At 34.8% G+C, this 14,786-nt stretch carries 8 protein-coding genes; 7 read left to right on the top strand and 1 reads right to left on the bottom strand.

Features of this window, described 5'->3' with window-relative positions; all coding sequences use genetic code 11:
* Positions 1 to 48 precede the first annotated feature (48 nt).
* The 7 genes from NQQ59_RS11140 to NQQ59_RS11170 all read left to right on the top strand — a co-directional run bounded on the left by NQQ59_RS11140 (position 49) and on the right by NQQ59_RS11170 (position 13,905).
* Positions 49 to 1,740, top strand: a complete 1,692-nt coding sequence (locus NQQ59_RS11140; RefSeq protein WP_144219210.1) for a DUF885 family protein — start codon at positions 49 to 51, stop codon at positions 1,738 to 1,740.
* A 151-nt stretch (positions 1,741 to 1,891) separates the two neighbouring features.
* A complete protein-coding gene (locus NQQ59_RS11145; RefSeq protein ID WP_144219211.1) occupies positions 1,892 to 4,579 on the top strand; it encodes a DUF5695 domain-containing protein in 2,688 nt (895 codons plus the stop codon).
* Between the two features lie 33 nt (positions 4,580 to 4,612).
* Positions 4,613 to 6,688 (top strand): beta-galactosidase, encoded by a 2,076-nt coding sequence (locus NQQ59_RS11150; protein ID WP_257698222.1) that lies wholly within the window; start codon positions 4,613 to 4,615, stop codon positions 6,686 to 6,688.
* A 205-nt stretch (positions 6,689 to 6,893) separates the two neighbouring features.
* Positions 6,894 to 9,029 carry a family 43 glycosylhydrolase gene (locus NQQ59_RS11155; RefSeq protein WP_144219213.1) on the top strand — a complete coding sequence of 712 codons (2,136 nt, stop codon included), beginning with the start codon at positions 6,894 to 6,896 and terminating at the stop codon, positions 9,027 to 9,029.
* Between the two features lie 38 nt (positions 9,030 to 9,067).
* Entirely contained in the window at positions 9,068 to 10,276 is a 1,209-nt protein-coding gene (locus tag NQQ59_RS11160) for a M24 family metallopeptidase (RefSeq protein WP_144219214.1), read from the top strand.
* 21 nt (positions 10,277 to 10,297) lie between these two features.
* Positions 10,298 to 11,653, top strand: a complete 1,356-nt coding sequence (locus tag NQQ59_RS11165; RefSeq protein WP_144219215.1) for a DUF6055 domain-containing protein — start codon at positions 10,298 to 10,300, stop codon at positions 11,651 to 11,653.
* Between the two features lie 44 nt (positions 11,654 to 11,697).
* Complete coding sequence (locus NQQ59_RS11170) at positions 11,698 to 13,905, top strand: alpha-galactosidase (RefSeq protein WP_144219216.1); 2,208 nt, start codon at positions 11,698 to 11,700, stop codon at positions 13,903 to 13,905.
* 62 nt (positions 13,906 to 13,967) lie between these two features.
* Here the strand turns inward: NQQ59_RS11170 and NQQ59_RS11175 are convergent, their stop codons facing one another.
* Positions 13,968 to 14,783, bottom strand: coding sequence for a tyrosine-protein phosphatase (locus NQQ59_RS11175; RefSeq protein WP_144219217.1), 816 nt, complete (start codon positions 14,781 to 14,783; stop codon positions 13,968 to 13,970).
* Positions 14,784 to 14,786: the final 3 nt, after the last annotated feature.

Genomic DNA, 14,786 nt, shown 5'->3' on the forward strand with positions numbered 1-14,786 from the left:
GGCAAAAAAATAAGTAACGAAAGCCAAAACATTTAGCATCATCAAACCATGAAAAAATCAATTCTAAGTTTTATTATATTTTTATTTATGATTACGCCTTCTTTTTCAAGCGAACTAATAGATGTCGTCAATACTTTTCAGGCAGATAAAATCGCACTTCAAAACTTCTATTCCAACAAAGAATCAGAAGAATATTATGTACGTTTTTCCAAGTTTTATTCCGATTGGACAAAAACAGTAAAAAACATCGATTTTAAAAATTTATCCAAAGACGGCAAAGTAGATTATTTATTATTGAAAAATTTAATCAGCAAAGAAGATTATTTTTTACAAATCGATTATAAAGCTTATAAAGAAATCGCTTCGGTATTGGATTTTTCATCAGAAATAAACGTATTTATTCAAGAAAGAAGAAGAGGAAAACGACCAGTTTCCAGTCAATTAGCCAAAACATTTGACGATGCGGCAATTAGCATTGATAAAAAAATGGAAGATCTTAAAAACAAACCTTTTAAAGATTGGTTTGCAGCAGAAAAAGCGTCTAAATCGGTTGCTTCATTTAAAAGAGCATTAAAAGAAGCTTATGGATTTTATTACAGCTATGATCCTGATTTTACTTGGTGGATGGAAAAACCATATAAAATCTTAGCCGAAAAATTAAAAACATATGAAGATTTTTTAAAAACAAACTACGCACAAACAAGCGTAAAAGATGACGGGAGCGGAATTATAGGAAAACCAATTGGAAGAGATGCCATCATCAAAAGTTTGTCTTACGAATACATTCCCTATTCTCCTGAGGAATTAATTACAGCAGCACAAAAACAATTTGAATGGTGTAAAAACGAAATGATCAAAGCTTCAACTGAACTTGGTTACGGCAAAGATTGGAAAAAAGCATTAGAGCACGTAAAAGATACTTATGTTCCTGCAGGTGAACAACCGCAAGCCATTACAGATCTTTACAATCAATCGGTTAAATTTATTGAAGATCGTGATTTAATTACGTTGCCCGATTTGACCAAAGAAACTTGGCAAATGATTATGATGACACCAGAACGCCAAAAGATAAATCCGTTTTTTACAGGAGGCTGGGAAATCAGTATTTCTTATCCAACAGAAGACATGGATCAGAAAGATAAACTGATGAGCATGCGAGGTAATAATCCGAATTTTTCTTTTGCGACAGTACAGCACGAATTATTGCCAGGACATAATCTACAGTTTTTCATGAACAGCCGTCACAAATCGTATCGTCAGCCTTTTGATACACCTTTTTGGATGGAAGGCTGGGCATTGTATTGGGAAATTATTCTTTGGAACAAACAATTTCCGCAGACACCAGAACAAAAATTAGGCATGTTATTTTGGAGAATTCACCGTTGCGCCAGAATCATTTTTTCATTGAAATACCATTTAGGCGAAATGACACCACAGCAATGTATTGATTTATTAGTCAATGAAGTGGGGCATGAAAAAGCCAATGCAGAAGCAGAAGTCAGACGATCATTTGCCAGCGGAGACGCACCATTATACCAAGTCGCGTACATGACAGGAGGTTTGCAGTTTTTTGCTTTAAGAAATGAATTATTAGCAAAAGGATGGACAGAAAAACAGTTTCACGATCGTGTTTTAAAAGAAAATATGGTGCCAGTTGAAATGCTCCGAATTTTATTAGAAGATTTACCAGTTTCGGAAGATTATAAAACCAATTGGAAATTTTCAACCGACTTTAAATAATTATTTTAACACATAGTAACATAGATTTAGAAAGCTTTAAAAGGCGTTTCACTTTTTTAGATGCACATAGCTAATTCTGTTTTTATCTGAATTTGTTATTAGAATTAAAACGAAACCAAAAGAAAAACCAACTGTCCAAAAACAATAAATTATGAAGAAGATTACACTATTTGCTTTGATAATTTGCTGCTCGATTGCTGCGAATAAGCTGCAGGCGCAAGAATATTGGGATAAAATTAAAGCGAAAAAAGCAACGCTTGAAATAGACAAAGGATTTATTAATTTGAACACCAAGTTTTTTGATTTAAAGTTGGTTAAATCCTCTCAAACCGTTGCTGCTTTATCGCCTCTTTCAGATAAAAGTTTCGATTTTACGCCAGGAGACCGATTAGCAATTCGTGATAAAGACGGTTTGTATCAATTAGGAGATATCAATCTTCGAGTAAAAGCAACAGACGGAAGCTGGAAAAGTTATTCTACAGCGTCAAAAAGAACAGCAGTTACAGCTTTGAATGTTTCTGGAACTGTTTTGGCTGGAGCAGATCTTTCGAATACATTACCCGCTGATATTCCCTTAACGATAAAACGTTATTACGAACAAAAAGATGGGGATTTAGTATTGCGTTTTGAGATTACAAACAAATCAAATTCTCAACAGGAAATTGGTGCTTTGGGCGTTCCTATGGTTTTTAATAATATTTTGGAAGGAAAATCATTGGATGAAACACACGTTCAAAATGTATTTTTTGATCCTTATATTGGTAAAGATGCAGGTTATTTAGAAGTAAAAAGATTAAGCGGACACGGGCCAGCATTATTGTTACTTCCAGAAAACAATATGCCATTTGAAGCGTATCGCCCGTTATTGGATGATGAAACTCCAAGAAGTATTGTTTTTGAAGGTTTCCACGAATGGATGCCATTTAGTAAAGCTTACGCCGAGCAAGAATGGAAAAATGCCGAACAATGGAATACGCCAACTTCATTGATACTTAAAGCAGGAGAAACTAAGAATTTCTCGTTGAAGTTTGTTTTGGTAGATCAAATAGAAAATATTCAATCGGCATTAATTCAAAACCGACGTCCAGTTGCTGTTGGAATTCCGGGTTATGTCTTGCCTCAAGATGTAAACGGACAGCTTTTTCTAAAATACAATAAAGCAGTAAAATCGCTAAAAGTAGAACCAGAAGGAGCTTTGGCTTTAGAACAAAAAACAACTGACAAAAAGGATTATTTGCAATATGCAGTACAAGGAAAAAAATGGGGCAGAGCAAGAGTAACAATAACGTATGAAGACGGGTTACAGCAGACAATCAATTATAAAGTCATAAAATCTGAAAGTGACGTAATAGCCGATTTTGGACATTTTTCTACAACAGCGCAGTGGTTTGATGTAAAAGATGATCCTTTTCATAGAAATCCATCTGTGATTTCTTATGATTACGAAACTAAAAAACAAGTAAGTCAGGACAGTCGTGCTTGGATTGCAGGTTTAAGTGACGAAGGCGGTGCAGGAGGCTGGCTTGGCGCTATCATGAAACAATTCATTTTACCTAATAAAGAAGAAATTCAGAAGCTGGAGCAGTTCGTAGACAAAACATTGTGGGGCGGACTTCAATATAATGGTGCTGATACGCTTAAGTACGGAGTGAAAAAAAGTCTTTTTTATTATGAGCCAACGAAAATGCCGGAAGGCACATACAGCAAAGATATTAATTATAAAACTTGGGCAGCTTGGGATAAAAAAGGAGCAGATGACCCAGGAAGATCCTACAACTATCCGCACGTTGCTGCGGCGCATTGGACCATGTATCGCTTAGCAAGATACCACCAAGGTTTAGTAACTAATCATACTTGGGATTGGTATTTAAAAAATGCTTACGAAACCACTATTGCAATGACGAGATTAGCACCTTATTATGCGCAGTTTGGTCAAATGGAAGGAACTGTTTTTTTATTGATTTTGAAAGATTTAAAAACAGAAGGTTATACGGAAATAGCTAATAATCTTGAAGCAAAAATGAAGCTAAGAGCAGACCATTGGAAATCATTAAATTATCCTTTTGGAAGTGAAATGCCTTGGGATTCTACAGGTCAGGAAGAAGTCTATATGTGGTCTGATTATTTTGGTTATACTGATAAAGCAAAAGTTACCCTTGACGCCATTTTAGCTTATATGCCTACAATGCCACACTGGGCTTACAACGGGAATGCGCGTAGATATTGGGATTTTCTTTATGGAGGAAAACTCTCAAGAGTAGAACGTCAGATTCATCATTATGGTTCGGCTTTGAATGCGATTCCGGTTTTAGAACAATTTAGAAAAACACCTGATTTTCATTTATTAAAAGTGGGTTATGGAGGTCTGTTAGGTGGTATTTCAAATATTACAGAAGACGGTTTTGGATCGGCTGCTTTTCATTCTTATCCAGAAACATTAAGAATCGATTATTTGTCAGGAGATTATGGTTCTGGTTTTTTTGGTTACGCAGTTAATACAGCAACTTTTATTACCAATGAAAAAGAATACGGCTGGCTGGCTTTTGGAGGAAATTTAAAAGAAAAAGGAGATGAGGTTGAGGTAGCAATTACCACTGCGGCGAAATCTAAAGTATTTATTGCACCAAAAAAAATATGGTTAACATTAGACGCGGGAACTTTTAAAACCGTAAGTTACAATACTAAAACTGGTGCTGTCACGATTACATTAGATGCTAAAACAGCTTTTACGCCAAATGCTTATTTACGAATAGATCAGGACGTAAAATTGTCTTACGAAAAGGTGAGAGGCGCTTATAAAATTGCTCTAAAAAGCAAACCAATTCAAATTAAATTATAAGATAGAATGAACCAAAAATCAAAAAACAACTTCTTGAAAAAAGTATTATTTACGCTGTTAGGCATATTGATTAGTTTAAATTCAAATGCGCAAAAGTTTGATAAATATTTTCCCAAAAAAGACCTAACTACTGTTGGAGTTTACTATTATCCTGAACATTGGGATGAAAGTCAATGGGATCGTGACTTGAAAAAAATTGCCGAAATGGGATTCGAATTTACTCATTTTGGTGAATTCGCCTGGGCTCAATTAGAACCTCAAGAAGGAGTTTATGATTTTAAATGGCTGGATAAAGCAGTTGCAATCGCCACAAAATATAAGTTGAAAATTGTAATGTGTACTTCAACGGCAACGCCTCCAGTTTGGCTGGTTCGCAAGCATCCAGATGTTTTAGCGACTTACGAAGACGGAACTAAAACCGATCACGGTTCGAGACAGCACGCTTCATTTTCTAGCAATTATTACAGAACATATTCGATGAAAATGATTGAGCAATTGGCAAAAAAATATGGCAATAATAAAAACATTATGGGCTGGCAGGTTGATAACGAACCTGCACGTTTTCTGGATTATGGTGCAGATGCACAACAGCGTTACCGTAATTGGTTAAAAGAAAAATACAAAACTATTGAAGCCTTAAATCAGGCTTGGGGAAATAGTTTTTGGAGTGGGATTTATTCCGATTTTAGTCAAATTAATATTCCATTGCACAAAGAATGGGGAATGAATTTACATTCTCAATTGGATCATTACCGATTTGCAGATGAAGAAACCGCAACTTTTCTAGACGAGCAGGCAATTACGATACGCAAATTTGCAAGCAAAGATCAATGGATTACCTCTAATTACAGATCCAATTACAACGAAAGTTTTGTTGGAATGAGCAAAGAATTAGATTTCGATTGCTACACAAGATATTTGGTTTATGGTGGAAGTTTAGGAACAGGTTCGCAAGGGTATCGTTTAGGTGATTATTCTAGTATCGGGATGTCCAATGATTTTTTTCGTCCGTTGAAAGGAATGTACGGTTGCATGGAATTACAGCCAGGACAAGTAAACTGGGGAAGTATTAATCCGCAGCCAATGCCGGGAACGGTTCGTATGTGGTTGTGGCATGTTTTTGCAGGCGGAAGTAAATTTGCTTGTACCTACCGTTTTCGTGCGCCTTTGTACGGTTATGAGCAATATCATTACGGAATTGTCGGTACAGATGGTGTAACGCCAACTCCGGGCGGTTTAGAATTCAATCAGTATATTAAAGAAATGGATATGCTGCGAAAAAATTATGATCCTAAAGCGGGATTACCAAATGACTATTTAAAACGCAAAACAGGGATTTTGTTCAATGGTGATAATGTGATGGGAATCGATTTGAATAAACAAACTAGGGAATGGAGCACAATGGGGCATTTCTTGAAATATTATAAAGCCACAAAGTCTTTTGGTGCTCCAGTTGATTTTGTTCGTGATACAACTAATTTTTCAAGATATCCTTTTCTAGTTGTTCCAGCGTATCAAATGATCGATCAAAAAATGATTGATAAATTAACCTTGTACGCCAAAAACGGAGGAAACTTAGTCTTAAGTTGTCGATCTGGAATTCAAAATCGTCAAGGACATCTTTGGGAAGCTAAGTTTTATGAACCAATGTGGAATTTAATTGGTTCTCAAATAGAATCATATGATTTGTTAATGCCTCAATCTCCAGGAATAATAAAATTTGACAATCAGGAATTTGGCTGGACAAGTTGGGGAGATTTACTAAAACCGAATAAAGGAACAGAAATTTGGGCGACTTACGGAAGCGAATTTTACGAAGGAACTCCAGCAGTTATTTCTCGTAATCTAGGAAAAGGAACTGTAACTTATATTGGCGTGGATTCTAAAAATGGTGATCTTGAAAAACAGGTTTTAAGAAAATTATACCAAAAGCAAAATGCCCCAATTGAAAATTATCCTGAAGGAGTTATGGTAGATTACAGAGACGGATTTGGTATTGCAGTCAATTACTCCGATAAAATCTACGAAATAAACTTACCAAAAAATGCCAAAATTATCATCGGAAATAAAGCAATCAAAACGGCTGATGTATTGGTTTGGAAATATTAAAATCGCTTTAGCAAATCAAGAAAGATAAGTTTTAACACATAGAAACATAGGCTAAAATAACTTGGAAAAGAGAAAGTAAAAAAACTAGTTTTTACACATAGTTCTATGTGCATTAATGCCAGTGAAGCGCCTTTTGACACAAAGAAAAACTATGTGTCTATGTGTTAAAAAAAATGGTAATGTCTAAGTATTTAAGATTAACAAAATGCTGAGAAAGAAACTATTTTACAGTCTTATTGTACTCGCTTTTACAGCAGTTGTTTTTGCTCAAAAGGATAGCAAGGCTGAGGTAAGTAATCCCATTTTACCAGGTTGGTTTGCAGATCCAACCATTAAAAAGTTTGGAGACATTTATTATATCTACGCCACTACGGATAACGAAATGTTAGCATCTGGAGCTCCAACGGTTTGGTACAGTAAAGACTTTAAAAATTGGTACAATTACATCATGGAGATTCCGTCTTTTTCAGCAAAATCAATTACCAATTTTTGGGCGCCTGATATTGTTGAAGGTGATGACGGTAAATTTTATTTGTATTTTGGAAACTGCGAAATGGGTTGCAATATTTATGGCTATGTTTCAGATTCACCTGTTGGACCTTGGAAAAAATTGAGTGATCAGGATGTGCCTGTTATTTCTAATGGTTATCCGAGAGAAAATTTCCCTTCACTTGATGCACAATTTTTTAAAGACGATGATGGAAAAGTATACGGTTATTGGGGAACTTGGGTGCATTATAACGGAGGTTACGCGGTTGGCGAATTGAATAAAACAAATATGAGCGGAATGATGAATGCTAAAAATATTCCGTTAGAACAAACTCCCGCTCCGTTTGAAGCCGCTTATATGATGAAAAAAGGTTCAAAATATATCTTAATGTATTCTGGAGCTTCTTGCCATGATGAAACTTACAATGTTCGTTACTCATATTCCAATTCGCCTTACGGACCTTTTACAGCAGGACAAAACAATCCGATTTTGAGTACTAATGAAGATCAAACGGTTCACGGTCCTGGTCATCATTCTGTTTTAGAAGAAAATGGCAATTATTACATCGTTTATCACAAACACGATTATCCAATGACGAGAGGCGGAATGGCGAGACAGATTTGTGTGGATCAAATGATTTTTGAGAACGATTCGACAATCAAAAAAGTAGTGCCTTCAAGTCAAGGAATTAAAGATTTATTGAAATCGGATGTTCCAGAGAATATTGCTTTTGAGGCAAAAATATCGGCTTCTTCATTTTATCATTTGAAATCAACTCAATACGATTATGAGTACAAACCGTCGTTTGCTACAGATGATAATAATGCGACCATGTGGAAAGCGGCAGATAATACTTCGCCTCAATATTTAATTGTCGATTTGGGTACTGAAAAGAATATCAAAAGAGTAATGACGCAATTTGAATTTGCAAGTTATTATTATCAATACAAATTGGAATATTCTTTGGACGGAAAAAAATGGAATTTATTTGCTGACAAATCCAAAAACCGAAGAGCAGGAAGTCCAATGATTGATGACAATGATGTAAATGCCCGATATATAAAACTAACCGTTTTAGGAACTGAAAAAATGGGACTTTACGCTGCTGTTTGGAACATTAAAATTTACAGTTCTTTATTTGATATTCCGTTACAATTGCAAAATAAAGAATCAGAAAAAGCTCCAGCGGGAAAAAGTTCTAGAAAGCTTTTGGTTCATTTTGATGCAGGAAAAATTAAAAATAATGCTGCTATAAATACGATTTCAAATAAAGGTTTATTAGGTGGTATTTTTACAAAAAGTGGCGATGTTTCATTAGAAAAAACAGATGGTATCAAAGCTTTTAATTTTAAAAATGGTGCGTATTCATTAGATAAAAAAGTGCCCAACACTTTAGCATGGAATGGCTCTTATACCGTTGCCGTTTGGGTTAAAAATCCAGAGATAGCAAAAGAAGGCGAAATTTTAGCGTCATGGTGTGACAGAACCGAATTTGGTTTAGCAAATTCTTACAACGCATTGGCTTATAACAGTGGTAATTATGGTGCAGGCGTACACTTAGACGGACATTTTGATATGAAATTCAATAAAGTTCCCGAAGCCAATAAATGGCATCATATTGTTTTGAGTTTTGATGGAGTTGTAGAAAAAGTGTATGTAGATGGTGTATTAGATAATTCGCAAATGATGCTTTTATCATCAGCAATTGACAAGGCTAAAATTGTTATTGGAGCTTCAGATATTGGAGAAAATTTCTCTGGATTTATGGCTTCATTGCGTTTGTACGATTATGCAATTAATGGGAAAGATTTAGTTAAACTAATGAATGACTCAAAACCTAAAAAAGAATAAATAGTAATTTAGGCTTTTTAATATTAAAAACAACAAAAATGACAAAAGGTATAGGCGGTTCAACTGCTGCCATTGAATTAGAAAAAATAGAAAACAGAACTCATGGTGTTCAGCCTATTCAATTGGAAGAATATCAAGAACGTATTCAAAAAGCAGTTCAGTTAATGAAATCACTTTCTGTAAAAGCACTTTATCTGAATGCTGGAACAAATCTGTATTATTTTACAGGAACACTGTGGAGCGCTTCGGAAAGAATGGTTGGGGGAATATTGTTTGATGACGGCTCTTTAGAATATATCGCCCCAAAATTTGAAGAGGGGACTTTCAAAAAATACATGAAAGTACAATCCAATATTAATTGTTGGGAAGAACACGAATCTCCGTATGTTTTGTTTGGAAAATTATTAGCTGATAAAAATGTTTCGGGAAAAATTGCGATAGATGAATCAGCGGCTTATTTTTTAGTGGATGGAATTGCAAAAGCTAATGTTTCATTTGATTTTATAACGGCACAGCAAATTACTTCTACTTGCAGAATGCAGAAATCTAAAAATGAAATTGCTATAATTCAGAGAGCAAAAGACATTACGATGGAAGTACAAAGAGCTGCCGCAAGAATATTAGAACCCGGAATTACAGTTAGCGAAGTGACAGATTTCATTAATAAAGCCCACATCAAAGCAGGAATTTCTTCGGGTTCTTATTTCTGTATTGTTTTGTTTTCAGATGATACGCAGTATCCGCATGGTGTTTCGGTTCCTCAGCCTTTACAAGAAAATCAAGCGGTTATTGTCGATACAGGATGCAGACTAGAAGGCTATCTTTCTGATATCACAAGATCTTATGTTTACGGAGAACCTTCAGAAGAATATAAAACGATCTGGAACTTAGAACAAAAAACACAATTTTCGGCTTTTCAAGCTGCTCAAATTGGTGCAACTTGTGGTTCTGTCGATGACGCTGCTAGAAAAACATTAGCGGAAGCAGGATTAAGTCCAGATTATGAATTACCGGGATTGCCGCACAGAGTCGGTCACGGAACAGGATTGGATATTCATGAGTATCCTTATTTAGTCCGCGGAAGCGAAATAAAACTTTTGGAAGGAATGGTAGTCAGTAATGAACCCATGATTTGTGTTCCAGGAAAATTCGGAATCAGACATGAAGATCATTTTTATATGACAGAAAACGGTCCAAAATGGTTTACAACGCCAATGCATAGTGTTGAGAATCCTTTTGGATATTAAAGAACTAATAAATCCAATTTAATGCAAAATCAAAGACGTTTTATCAAGATTTTATCAGCTATTATTTACGGTGCTTTTTTTATGGTTTCGGCTCAAGAAATAAAAAAGAAAGAACTCTATATTCCTAAAAAAGTATGGATGCTACCCGAAAATAATGATTATAAAGATCCAAAAAGCGACTACAACTTTGATTACATGGTTACTTCAGAGAATTTTGTAATATTCTGGCACAAAGATTATGGTAAAAATCCGATGTCTAATGTAGAAGAGACAGAACGATTTGATCCTCAAAAAATGCTGAGCGAATGTGAACGTATTTATGATGTTTATGTCAATCAGTTAAAATTGGTACAGTCTGGACATTCGCTCATCGATCAATATAAAATTTTGGTTTTTGTATTTAAAGGAGAAGAAAAAACGGCTTTTGGAGGCGGTGACGAAGATAAAGTTGGCATTTTCTGGACACCAGCTGTTCGTGTAAACAAAGAACCTTATGGCGTTTTGGCACACGAATTAGGACATAGTTTTCAGTATTTAAGTCATGCTGATACAGGCAAAGGTCCCGGAGGAGCAATTATGGAAATGTCGGCGCAGTATATGCTTTGGCAGGTTTATTCGGATTGGATGACTTTTGAAAATTATCATTTGGTTGATTATTTAAAAGGAACTCATTACGCTTTTTTGCATCCGTACAATATGTATCATTCACCTTATGTGATTGAATATTGGTCGGAGAAACATGGAAAAGATTTCTTTGGAAAACTAATGCGCAATTCTGAAAAAGAAGAAGATGCGGTAATGACTTACAAGCGTTTGAATGCTATAAATCAGGAACAATTTAATGATGAAATGTTCGATGCTTCAAGAAGATTTATTACATGGGATTTGCCAAGAATCGAAGTTGTTGCCAAGCCTTATGCAAACAAACATTTCACGAAAGTGAACAAATTACAAGATAATTGGTATCGAGTGGATTCGACAAATTGTCCTCAAAATTACGGTTATAACGGAATAAAACTTACTGTTCCAAAATCAGGAACAAAACTAATTGTAAACTTTAAAGGAATTGCTGGAGCAGATGGTTTTTCAAAAGTAAAAGTAGAAAAAGCAGGCTGGAGATATGGTTTTGTGGTTCAGTTGAAAAATGGAAAACGAGTTTACAGCGAAACTTTCAAAAAGAATACTGCCAAAGTTTCATTTAAGGTACCGAAAGATACGGAGTATTTATGGCTTGTAGTTATGGGAGCACCAACAGAACATTGGCAGCGACCAAACAGATGGGGAGAAAAAGCAGATAAAACTCCTGATGAACAATGGCCGTATGAATTTCAATTATTGGGGACAACGGCTGTGGATTGCGAAGAAGAAAGAAAATAGATTTTTGACTAAAATGAATTTGCATCATCTTTAAAAAATATAAAATGAACCGATTATTACTTTTACTATTTACAATTGTTTTTTCAACTATTCAGGCGCAGGAAAGTTCACTAATTAAAATTGAAACCGAAAATTCGGCTTTGGTTTTAAAAGTGGGTAAAAACAAAAAACTGTATCAAACGTATTTAGGAACAAAGCTAAATGACGGTTCGGAATATGAATTTATTTCAAAGGAAAATACCAAGAAATTTGTCATTAATGATGGAAATCCGTTAATCGATTTGCGTCATCAGGTTTATCCAACTTTCGGGACAGATAATTTGTTTGAACCTGCGATTCGAATGACGCACAACGATGGAAATCCTTCTTTAGAATTAGAATATCAAAGTCATATTTCAGAAAAAATAACAGAGGATATTTCACAAATTACAATTCAATTAAAAGATCCGCAATATCCTGTTTTTGTTGCACTTCATTATAAAATATTCTATAAAGAAAATGTAATTGAGACTTGGACGGAAATTCAACATAAAGAAAAGAAATCGGTTGTACTTTATAATTATGCCTCAGTAGCCTTGCATTTGGATTCAGATAAATATTGGTTGACCCAATTTTATAGCGATGTTGTGGAAGAAATGAGAATGGAAGAAAGTCAGTTGACAAGAGGAAGTAAAGTCATCGATTCAAGATTAGGCGTAAGAACGAATATGTTTGCGTCACCAAGTTTTTTTCTTTCGTTAAATACTAAAGCAGAAGAAAATACAGGAGAAGTTATTGCTGGAACAATTGCTTGGTCAGGAAATTTCAAGCATACATTTGAAATTGATAATAACAATGAATTAAGAATCATTTCGGGAATAAATGAATTTGCTTCTGAATATACTTTAGAACCTGGAAAAACATTTAAAACACCTTCGTTTGTTTATACGTTTTCCAACAAAGGAAAAGGACAGGCGAGTAGAAATCTGCATTCGTGGGCAAGAAAATATGGAATTAAAGATGGAGAAAAACTGCGTTTAACTTTACTGAACAATTGGGAAACTACTTTTTTTGATTTCGATCAAACCAAATTGAGCAATATGTTTGATGATGCTAAAACATTAGGTGTCGATATGTTTTTGCTTGATGATGGTTGGTTCGGAAATAAATATCCAAGAAGTGGTTCTACATCTGGTTTAGGAGATTGGGAAGCTACAAAATCGAAACTTCCAGACGGAATTGGTTTTTTAATGAAAAAAGCCAAAGAAACCAACGTAAAATTTGGTATTTGGATTGAACCTGAAATGATTAATGAGAAAACAGAACTGTACGAGAAACATCCAGATTGGGTTTTAAGTCTTCCTAATCGGGAAAAAAATATTTATAGAACACAGTTGGTTTTAGATTTATGCAATCCAAAAGTGCAGGATTTTGTTTTTAAAGTGGTAGACGATATTATGCAAACCGAATCGGGTGTTGCTTTTTTTAAGTGGGATTGCAACCGAATGATGACAAGTGCTTATTCGACTTATTTAAAGAACCAGCAGTCGCATTTATTTATTGAATATACCAAAGGATTGTATAAAGTTTTGGATCGAATAAAAAGCAAATATCCAGATCTTCCGATGATGCTTTGTGCAGGAGGTGGCGGAAGAATAGATTATGGACTTTTGAATTATTTTACTGAGTTTTGGGCAAGTGACAACACAGATCCTTTTGACCGTATTTTTATTCAGTGGGGATATTCTAATTTTTATCCAGCAATGGCAACTTGTAATCACGTGACTTCTATGGGAAGTCAATCGATTAAATTTAGAACCGATGTTGCCATGATGGGAAAATTAGGTTTTGATATTCATGTAGGCGGACTTAAAGAAGCCGAATTGCAATATTGCCAAGAAGCCGTTTCTAATTATAAACGTTTAAGCACCACTATTGGACAAGGAGATTTGTACAGATTAGTTTCTCCGTACGAAGAAAGTAGAGCCGTATTGATGTATGTAAATGAAAACAAAACGAAGTCGGTTCTTTTTTCTTATACCTTACATCCGCTGACTGATCCAAATTATGGTTTAGTAAGGCTGAATGGATTAGATCCTTCAAAAAAATATTTGGTAAAAGAAATTAATCTAATGCCAAAAGGTAAAGCGACTTTTGAGGAATCTGGTAATATTTTTTCTGGTGATTTTTTGATGAAAATTGGATTGAAAGTTTCTTCATCCAGACAAGAAAATAGTGTTGTACTTGAAATAACAGATTCGAGTTTATTATAATTGAAATAAAAAAAGCGGTTGAAAAATCAACCGCTTTATGGTAAAAACAAACACAAACAATATTACTTTGTATATTTTTTTCTAAGAAGATTAATTTCTTTAGAACCAATTCCCATTTCTTGCTGTAAAAAGTTTTCTACAGTTCCATATTGTGTTTTGATGCCTCCAAAAAACAAACGGATTAATTCTGGTTTTAAAGCCATTTGTTCTTCAACCTGTGCTTCTGTCAAACCACTCATTTTTGCTAGCGGTGCCATCATTCCGTTATTCATTTTCTTCAAATAAATATTTGATGCTACATAGTCTGCTTCTATAGTTTCTTCTGGAACATTTAAGATATAAAGAAACAAAGCAGTTGCCATTCCTGTACGATCTCTACCACCTGTGCAGTGATACATTATGGCTTCTTTTTTATCTGCTGTCATCAATTTTACAAATAAAGGACGAAAACGATCTCCGCTATATTTTACACCATCAGTTCCGTAGAATTTCTCTAAAAAGTTTCCTTCTTTCAATAATTTTACCATTTGCATTGCATTTGGAAGACTGTCGCTTCCTGCAGGACTTAAAGTGTAATCTGTATTTTTCGGCAAACGATCTGGCGCTGCTTTTGCTTCAGCAACTCCTCTGAAATCTACAACTGTGTGAATTTTCTTTTTGTCTAATAAAGCGACATCTTCATCAGTCAATTTATCTACACCAGCACTTCTAAAAACTTTTCCCCAAACAACTTCTTTCCCGTCTTTTGTTTTGTAACCTCCAACATCTCTGAAGTTCATTCCCCCTTTTACCGGAACTAATCTTTTTATACTGTCTGTAAGTTGCGCGCTTGCTGCTGTTTGTATTAAAATCGCTAATGCAATCATTGTATTTCTCATTTT

Source organism: Flavobacterium panacis, assembly GCF_024649945.1.
Classification (GTDB): domain Bacteria; phylum Bacteroidota; class Bacteroidia; order Flavobacteriales; family Flavobacteriaceae; genus Flavobacterium; species Flavobacterium panacis.

Bases quoted from the DNA above. Each gene is read 5' to 3' on its own strand.
- NQQ59_RS11140 (WP_144219210.1), top strand. From the start codon at position 49: ATGAAAAAATCAATTCTAAGTTTTATTATATTTTTATTTATGATTACG.
- NQQ59_RS11145 (WP_144219211.1), top strand. From the start codon at position 1,892: ATGAAGAAGATTACACTATTTGCTTTGATAATTTGCTGCTCGATTGCT.
- NQQ59_RS11155 (WP_144219213.1), top strand. From the start codon at position 6,894: ATGCTGAGAAAGAAACTATTTTACAGTCTTATTGTACTCGCTTTTACA.
- NQQ59_RS11160 (WP_144219214.1), top strand. From the start codon at position 9,068: ATGACAAAAGGTATAGGCGGTTCAACTGCTGCCATTGAATTAGAAAAA.
- NQQ59_RS11165 (WP_144219215.1), top strand. From the start codon at position 10,298: ATGCAAAATCAAAGACGTTTTATCAAGATTTTATCAGCTATTATTTAC.
- NQQ59_RS11170 (WP_144219216.1), top strand. From the start codon at position 11,698: ATGAACCGATTATTACTTTTACTATTTACAATTGTTTTTTCAACTATT.
- NQQ59_RS11175 (WP_144219217.1), bottom strand. From the start codon at position 14,783: ATGAGAAATACAATGATTGCATTAGCGATTTTAATACAAACAGCAGCA.